Raw genomic sequence first — 9,593 nt, forward strand, 5'->3', positions numbered from 1 at the left:
GACGACGATGACCACCACCCACGACACCGGACTCGACCTGCTCCGGAAGGTCCGCGCACTGCCCGAGAAGCGCCGCCGCGCCCTGATCGCGCTGCTGCGCGAGCAGGGCGTCGACCTCACCGCCCTCGACCGCGGCCTCGCCGCCGGCCCCGGCACCCCCGGGGCCGGCTCCGGCGGGGCCGCCCCGGCCGGCGCGGGCTCCATCCCGCGGCTGCCCCGCACCGCCGGGGAGCCCGTCCCGCTCTCATTCGCCCAGCAGCGCCTGTGGTTCCTCGCCCAGCTGGACGGCAGCAGCGCCGCGTACAACATCCCCGTGGCCACCCGGCTGAGCGGCCCCCTGGACCGCCCCGCCCTGCTGCGTGCCCTGACCGAGCTGATCCGCCGCCATGAGGCCCTGCGCACCCGGTTCACCGACCGCGACGGCGTCCCGTACCAGCTGATCGGTGACGGCGCCGACATCACCGTCACCGAGGAGGACCTCGCCGACCCCGACGGGCTCGCCGCGGTCTGCGCCCGCGAGGCCGCCACCCCCTTCGACCTGGAACACGACCCGCTGATCCGGATCCGGCTGCTCCGCGAGTCCGACCGCGAGCACATCCTGCTGATCACGATGCACCACGCCGTCTCCGACGGTTGGTCGGTCGGCGTCCTCGTGCGCGACCTGAGCGCCCTGTACGAGGCGTTCACCGCCGGCCTGCCCTCCCCGCTCGCCCCGCTGCCCGTCCAGTACGCCGACTACGCGCACTGGCAGCGGCAGTGGCTGGCAGGCGAGGAGCAGCACCGGCAACTCGCCCACTGGAAGGAGCAGCTGGCCGGCGTCGACCCGCGGCTGACCCTGCCCGCCGACCGGGAACGCCCCGCCGTGAAGACCTACCACGGGGCCCGCGAGACCTTCCTGCTGCCGCCCGCGCTCCTGGACGGCCTGCGCAAGGTCGCCGCGGACCACGGCGTCACCCTCTACATGACCCTCCTCGCCGCCTACGCCGTCGTCCTCGGCCGGTACACCGACCAGGACGACATCGCCGTCGGCACCGTCGTCGCCGGCCGCAACCGGATCGAGGTGGAAGGCCTCATCGGCTTCTTCGCCAACACCCTGGTGATGCGCGCCGACCTCTCCGGCGACCCCGCCTTCCCCGAGCTGCTCGCCCAGGTCAAGCGGACCTCCCTGGCCGCCTACGACCACCAGGACGTGCCCTTCGAGGCCGTCGCCGACGCCCTCCAGCTGGAACGCAGCCTCGCCCACTCGCCGGTCTTCCAGACCATGCTGGTCCTCCAGGAGGCACAGACCGAGCGGACCGCACGGCTCGGCGAACTCACCGTGTCCGCCGTCGAATCCGACCTCGGCGTCACCAAGTTCGACCTCACCGCGGACCTGCGGGAGACCCCGGACGGGCTCGCCGGGACGATCGAGTACAACACCGACCTGTTCGACGCGGCCACGATCCGCCGGTTCACCGGCCACTTCGGCCGGCTCCTCACCGCCATCACCGCCGAACCCGGCGCCCGTATCTCCGCCCTGTCCCTCCTCGACGACGCCGAACGCACCCGGGTCGTCAAGGAGTGGAACGACACCCGGCGCCCGTTCACCGAGGACCGCTGCCTGCACCAGCTGTTCGAGGAGCGGGCGGCCCGCCACCCCGGCCGGACCGCCCTCGTCGACGCCGGCCGCAGCTGGACCTACGCCGAGCTCAACACCTGGGCCAACCGCATCGCCGACGCCCTGCGCCGGCACGGCGTCGGCCCGGACACCCTCGTCGGCCTCTCCATGCGCCGTTCCCCGGAGATGGTCGCCGCGATCTACGGCATCCTCAAGGCCGGCGGCGCCTACATGCCCGTCGAACCGTCCTACCCGGCCGGCCGCGTCGAGGACCTCATCGAGTCCTCCGGGGTGCGGGTGGTCCTCACCCAGCCGGGCCTGGACCCGGCCCCGCTGCGCGGCTGCGCCGACCTGCTCACCGCCGACCGCGACGGCACCCTCCGCGACCGCGACGGCGCCACCCTGGACGGCCTGTCCGACGCGAACCCGTCCGTGGCCGGCCTGGACTCCGGCAACCTGGCGTACGTCATCCACACCTCCGGCTCCACCGGCCGCCCCAAGGGCGTCATGATCGAGCACCGGGCCGCGGTCAACCGCATCGAGTGGATGCAGAACGAGTACCGGCTGGACGAGCACGACACCGTCCTGCAGAAGACCCCCTACAGCTTCGACGTCTCGGTGTGGGAGTTCTTCTGGCCGCTGCTCTTCGGCGCCCGGCTCGCCGTCGCCGAGCCCGGCGGCCACCAGGACCCCGGCTACCTGGTCTCCGCGATCGTCAAGTTCGGCGTCACCACCCTGCACTTCGTGCCGTCCATGCTGCGCTCCATGGTCGCCGAGCCCGGCTGGGCCGACTGCACCACCGTCCGCCAGGTGTTCTGCAGCGGCGAGGCGCTCCCGCCCGAACTGTGTGCCCGCCACTACGAGCGGCACCCCGCCCCCCTGCACAACCTGTACGGGCCCACCGAGGCCGCCGTCGACGTCAGCCACTGGACGGTGCCCGCCGGGCCCGCCCCGCGCACCGTCCCCATCGGCCGGCCCATCCAGAACATCCGGCTGTACGTCCTCGACGGGGCCCTGCGGCCCGCCGGCATCGGCTGCGTCGGCCAGCTCTACATCGCCGGCGCCGGCCTCGCCCGCGGCTACCTCCACCAGCCGGACCTCACCCGCGAACGGTTCGTTCCGGACCCGTTCGACGACACGCCCGGCGCCCGCATGTACCTCACCGGCGACCTGGCCCGCTGGCTGCCCGACGGCACCCTGGAGTACCTCGGCCGCGCCGACGACCAGGTCAAACTCCGCGGCTTCCGCATCGAACTCGGCGAGATCGAGCACCGGCTCACCGCCCACCCGGCAGTCCGCGCCTGTGCCGTCCTGGTCCGCGAGGACCAGCCCGGCAACCCCCGGCTGGTCGCCTACCCGGTACTCACCGACGAGGCCCGCGGCGGCGACGAGGCCGAGCTGCGCGCCGACCTCGTCAGGCACCTGGAGGCGGCGCTGCCGGAGTACATGGTGCCCGGCGCCTTCGTCGTCCTGGACGAACTGCCCGTCACCACGCACGGCAAGCTCGACCGCCGCGCCCTGCCCGCCCCCGGCATCGAGGCCTTCGCCCAGCGCGCCTACACCGCCCCGGCCACCCCCACCGAACGGCTGCTCGCCACGTTGTGGGCCGAGCTGCTCGGCTTCGGGGAGGACGACCGGATCGGCGCCGGGGACAACTTCTTCGCCCTCGGCGGCCACTCGCTGCTGATCACCGTGCTGGTGGCCCGGCTCGCCGAGCGCGGACTCAACGCCACAGTGCGCGCCGTGTTCGGCGCCGCCACCCTCGCCGACCTGGCCGCCGAGATCGACGCCGCCGAGGCCACCGACGCCTACCAGGTGCCGCCGAACGCCATTCCGGACGGCTGCGAGCGGATCACCCCGGACATGCTGCCGCTGGTGGACCTCACCCAGGAGCAGATCGACGCGGTCACCGCCACCGTCCCCGGCGGCGCCGCGAACGTCCAGGACATCTACCCCCTGGTCTCCACCCAGGAGGGCATCCTCTTCCACCGTCTGCTCGACCCGGAGAACGACCCCTACCTGGTCTCCACCCTCTACACCGCGGAGTCCGAGGCCGCCTGCGCCGCGTTCACCGCGGCCCTCCAGGCCGTCGTGGACCGGCACGACGTGATGCGCACCGCGGTGGTCACCGACAACCTCCCCGAGCCTGTCCAGGTCGTCCAGCGCAGCGCGCGACTGCCCGTCCGTCGGATCGTGCTGGACGCCGGGCAGGACGCCGAGGAACAGGCGCGCGCGCTTCTGGAACGCCCCGCCGACCTGGAGATCGACGCCGCTCCGCTGCTGCGGCTGACCATCGCCGAGGACCCCTCCGGCGACCGCCGCTTCCTGCTGCTCAGCGCCCACCACCTGATCGAGGACGCCACCTCGCTGCGGCTCACCCTCGCCGAACTCGCCCTGCACCTGGCGGACCGCACCGACCTGCTGGCGCCCCCCGCCCCCTACCGCGACTTCGTCGCCCACACCCGGCACCAGCAGGCCGCCGCCGACCCGGAGAGCCACTTCAGGGCCGTCCTCGGCGACGTCACCGAACCCACCGCGCCGTTCGGGCTGACCGACGTCCACGGCGACATCCGCCGGGTCCGCCGGCTCCGCCGCGAGCTGCCCGACGCCCTCACCCGCGAGGTGCGCGCCCAGGCCAAGCGGCTCCGGCTGAGCCCCGCCGCCCTCTTCCACGCCGCCTGGGCGTGCGTGGTGGCCGGCACCAGCAACCGCGAGGACGTCGTCTTCGGCACCATCATGTCCGGCCGCCTCCAGGGTGTGCCCGGCGTCGAGCGCATGCTCGGCAACTTCATCAACACCCTGCCGCTGCGCACCAACCTCACCGGCCGTACCGTCCGCGAGCTGATCGAGGAGGTCGACACCGGGCTCAAGGAGCTGATCGCCCTCGAGCAGACCCCGCTCAGCCTCGCCCAGCGGTGCAGCGGACTGGCCGGCGACGCCCCGCTGTTCAGCGCCGTCGCCAACTTCCGGCACTTCGAGACCGGCCACGGAGCCGCCGCCGAGGCCCTGACCGACGGCCACGGGATCCGCTTCCTGGCCGCCGCCGACGGCATCAACTATCCGGTGGCCGTCTCCCTGGACGACTTCGGCGACTCCCTCTCCCTGGACATCCAGGCCGACCGGCAAGTGCCCTGCGAGACCGTCGCCGGCCTCGTCCAGGCCGCCCTCGCCGGGATCACCGCCGCCCTCGCCGACGGCGACGGCACCCGCACCGCCGCCCTGGACGTGCCGATCCTCTCCCCGCAGGACCGCGACCGGCTGCTCGCCGAGGGCAGCGGCCCCGACGCCCCGGTCACCACCACCCCGCTCGCCGAACTCATCGAGCGGCAGGCCGCCCGTACCCCCGACGCCCTCGCCGTCAGCGCACCCGGCGACGACGCCACCTACGCCGAACTCAACGAGCGCGCCAACCGGCTCGCCCGCCTCATGATCGACCAGGGGGTCGGGCCCGGCGGCTACGCGGGCGTCTGCCTGCCCCGCGGCAGCGGGCTGATCACCGCCTTCCTCGCCGTGCTCAAGACGGGCGCGGCCTACCTGCCCATCGACCCCGAGTACCCGCAGGACCGGATCGAGTTCATCCTCGGCGACACCCGGCCCGCCGTGGTCCTCACCGACCGCGCGACGGCCCCCGCCCTGGACGGCGCCCCGCTGCTGGTCCTGGACGAGCCGGCCACCGCGGACCGCCTCGCCGCCGCGGCCGCCGCCGACCCCGGCCCCCAGGACCGCACCGCCCCGCTCACCCCCGAGACCCCGGCCTACGTCGTCTACACCTCCGGCTCCACCGGACGGCCCAAGGGCGTGGTGCTGCCCGCCCGGGTGCTGACCAACCTGCTCGCCTGGTCCAGGGACGTCTTCCCGGCCGTCCCCGGCTCCCGGGTGGCCCAGTTCAGCGCGGTCAGCTTCGACATGTCCGAGTACGAGCTGCTCAACGCCCTGCTGCACGGCAAGACCCTGTGCGTGCCGACCGAGGACATCCGGGTGGACCCGGCGGAACTCGCCCGCTGGCTGGAGCGTGAGCGGATCACCGAGTTCTTCGCCCCCAACGTGGTCATCGCCGCCGTCTACGAGTCCGCCACCGAGCAGGGCCTGCCGCTGGACCGGCTGCGGCACGTCCTTCAGGCCGGGGAGGCCCTCCAACTCACCGCCCAGGTCCGCCGGTTCCACGCCGAACGGCCGCACCTGCGGCTGCACAACCAGTACGGGCCCTCCGAGACCCACGTGGTGACCGCGGCCACCCTGCCCGCGGACGTCGCCGACTGGCCCGACGCCGCCCCGCTGGGCCGGCCGATCGCGAACACCCGCGCCTACGTCCTGGACCCCCGGCTCCGCCCGGTCCCGGCGGGCGTGGCCGGCGAGCTGTACTTCTCCGGAGCCGGCCTGGCCCACGGCTACCTCGGCCGGGACGACCTCACCGCCGAGCGGTTCCTCGCCAACCCGTTCGGGGCGCCCGGCGAGCGGATGTACCGCACCGGCGATCTGGCCCGCCGGCTGCCCGACGGCACCCTGGAGTACCTCGGCCGGGCCGACGACCAGGTCAAGGTGCGCGGGTTCCGGATCGAGCCCGGCGAGATCGTGGGCGCCCTGCACGCCCACCCGGCCGTGCACAGCGCCGTGGTGGTGCCCCGGCCCACCGGCGAGTCCAGCACCCTGGTCGCCTACGTCCGGCCCACGCCCGCCTGGCTGGAGGAGGCCGCACAGCAGCAGAACGCCGCCCACCTGGACCGGTGGCGGCGCCACTTCGACCAGTTCCACGAGGCCGCCGCGGCCGAAGCCCCGGGCACCGGCGGCGACGCGTCCCTGGACGCCGTCGCCCGCGCCGTCGGGGAGCTGCGGCCCAAGCGGCTGCTGGAGATCGGCTGCGGCACCGGCGCCCTGCTCGACCGGTACGCCGGCCACTGCGAGGTTGTGCACGCCGTCGACCTGTCCGCTTCCGCCCTGGACGCCGTCCGGGCCCTGGCCGGGCGCCGCGGCTGGACCCACGTCACCCTCGGCCACGGCGACGCCCGCACCCTTCTCGACCCGTCCGGCGGCGAACTCGCCGGCGCCCGGTTCGACACGATCGTGCTCAACGCGGTCGTCGGATACTTCCCCAACCACCGCTATCTGGAGGAGACCCTCGCCGGGCTGCTGCCGCTGCTCGAGGAGGGCGGCCGGATCCTGCTCGCCGGCGTCCGCAACCTGGACCTGCTGCCGGCCGCGCTCTGTGCCGACGAGCGGGCCCGCGCCGGCTGCCCGACCACCGCCGGGGAACTGCGCGCCCGCGTCCACCACCGGCTGCGCACCGAGGAGGAACTGGCCCTCAGCCCCACCTGGTTCGCCGGCCTGCCCGAGCGGCTGCCCGACCTGGGCGCCGTGGACCTCACCGTCTCCCTCCCTCGGGACGGCGACACCGCCGGGCAGGACGCCTGCCGGTACGACGTGCTGCTCACCAAGGGCGGCACCGCCACCGCGCCCGCCGACGACCACCCCTGGCTGGAGGCATCCGATCCGGACGCCCTGCGCGCGCTGCTCGAAGACGGCGCCGGGGAGCTCCCCGACCGGTTCGGCGTCACCGGCCTGACCCACCCCGGCCTCGCCGAGGACGTCCGGCTCTACGCGGACCTGGGCCGCTGGGCGGCCGCCCGCGAGGTGCCGGCCCCGGCCGCCGCCCCGGCCGGGGACACTCGGCTGGCCGCCGTCCTCGCCCGGGCGGAGTCGCTCGGGCTCCGGTCGGCCGCCACCTGGTCCCAGGACCGGCCAGGCGGCGTGGACCTGCTCTTCGGCCGGGGCGGGCTGCCCCGGATCCGGGCCCGCTCCGCGTACCGGGCCGGACACCTGGCCGGCAGCCCCCAGCTGGGCCTGCTCGGCCCGGCCATGGCCCGGATGCTCAAGGAGCATCTGGCCGAGCGGCTGCCCGAGTACATGGTCCCCAGCGCCTTCGTGGTGATGGAGGAGCTGCCGCTGACCTCCAACGGCAAGGTGGACAGGCGGGCCCTGCCCGCGCCCGGCGAGGACGACGTCGCCAAGGAGGAGTACGCGGCCCCGCGCACCGCGACCGAGCGGGCCCTGTGCCGGATCGCCGGCGACCTGCTCGGGGTCGGCCGGGTCGGCCTCCACGACACCTTCTTCGACCTGGGTGGCCACTCCCTGCTCGCCACCCGCCTCACCCTGCGGGTCAAGCAGGAGACCGGCGCCGAACTCCCGCTGAAGCTGGTGTTCACCGGGGCCACCATGGAGCAGATGGCCGCCGTCCTGGACCAGGCCGACCGGGCCGGCACGGCGGATCCGGCCGGGTCGGCGCTCGCCGTCGGCACCGCTCCCGCCACCGAGGCCCCGCTCAGCCTCCAGCAGCAGGACCTGTGGTTCCTCTCCCGCCCCGGCCACCTCGCCGAGGCCCACGACAACGTCCAGCTGGCCTTCCGTATCGACGGCCCGCTGGACCGGGCGGCCTACGCCCGCGCCGTCGCCGCCCTGGTGGACCGTCACCCGGTGCTCCGCACCGGCTACACCGAGCGCGACGGGGTCTGGACCCAGCACGTCCGCGAGGCCGCCGGCGGCAGCGTGCCGGTGCTCGCCGTGCCGGACGAGGAAGCGGCCCGCCTCTGGCTGCGTGCCGAGCGGCTGCGCCCGTTCGCGCCGGGCGACGGGCAGGTCCTGCGGGCCCACCTGCTGGCCCTGTCCGAGCGGTCCCACATCGCCGTGCTCACCCGGCCCTGGGGCGTCTTCGACGGCTGGTCGGTGAACCTGGTGCTGGCCGGGCTCATGGAGCTCTACGCCGACCTGGCCGCCGGCCGGGAGCCGCGCCCGGCCCGGCCGTCCCCGGGGTACGCCGACTTCGCCCTGTGGCAGCGGCAGGCCGTGGGCGCCGCGGAGTTGGACCGGCAGCGGTCCTACTGGCGGGGCCGGCTGGCCGGGCTGCCTGCCGCGACCGCGCTGCGCACCGACTACCCGCGCGGACCGGTCAGGTCCCACCAGGGCGCTCAGGTCCCGGTCCATGTCCCGGCCGGCACCGCCGGCCGGCTGCGCGGGCTGGCTCAGGAGCACGGCGCCACCTTCTACATGGCCCTGCTGTCGGCGTACGCGGTCCTGCTCGGCGCCCGCACCGAGGACCGCGAGCTGGCCATCGGCACGGCGGTCGCCAACCGGCCGCGGGCCGAGTTGGAGGAGGTCGTCGGCTACTTCACCAACACCCTGGTGCTGCGGCTGGACGTCACCCCGGAGCGGTCCTTCGGCGCCCTTCTGGCCGAGGCCGCCGAGGCCACCGCGGAGGCCCACGAGAACAAGGACCTGCCCTTCGCCGACCTGGTTCGCACCCTGGTCCCGGAGCCGGACCCGGCCCACGCGCCGCTGTTCCAGGCGATGTTCAACCTGCTTCCCGCCCCCGCCCCCGCACCGGCTGCCGAGACGGCACCGGGCGACGGGCCGGGGGAGGGGCCCGCGGAAGCGGGGGTCGCCGTCCGGCATCTGCCGACCGTGACCGGCACGGCGAAGTTCGACCTGAACCTGGTCCTCCAGGAGGCGGGCGAGGGTCTGGACGGCTATCTGGAGTACAGCACCGACCTGTTCGCCCCGCATACCGCCGAGCGGTTCGCGCGCGAATACGAGCGGCTGCTCGCCCGTATCGCGGAAGCCGGTCCGGAAACCGTCCTCGCCCGGCTGCGGGAGCAGGATGTTCCCCGCCCGGGGAACGGAAACTGAGCGGTAACTGGTACCAACTGGACCCGGTGGCCGGAATGCGTCGCATCCCTGCCCGGACCATGAGGAACCGAGAAGGATTCCGGCCACACCCGGGGTCGGGTGTGGCCGGAATCCTTCGAAGCAATGCCCAGAGTGATCGCCTCCGCCCCGAAACGCACAAGGAAGGATCATTCTCTTCCTGTTTCGCGTTGCACCCCGTCGATCACTCCTCTAGGCTCCAACCAGCCGAGTGAGAAGGCGATTCGGCGGCGGGTGCCTGGTAGGGACCCGGGTCACGGGGACGGGTCCGGCATTCACGCCGGCGGGTATGCGGGGGATC

Annotated in this window: 1 protein-coding gene; it reads left to right on the forward strand. The window is 74.4% G+C overall.

The window, feature by feature from the left end:
- Nucleotides 1-7: 7 nt before the first annotated feature.
- A complete protein-coding gene (locus tag AC4BDD_RS30415) occupies nt 8-9,274 on the forward strand; it encodes an amino acid adenylation domain-containing protein (protein ID WP_490688698.1) in 9,267 nt (3,088 codons plus the stop codon).
- Nucleotides 9,275-9,593: the final 319 nt, after the last annotated feature.

This window comes from Streptomyces sp. JLBT605, assembly GCF_058215555.1.

Excerpts from the sequence above, each read along its gene's own strand:
- AC4BDD_RS30415 (WP_490688698.1), top strand. The coding sequence starts at position 8 with ATGACCACCACCCACGACACCGGACTCGACCTGCTCCGGAAGGTCCGC.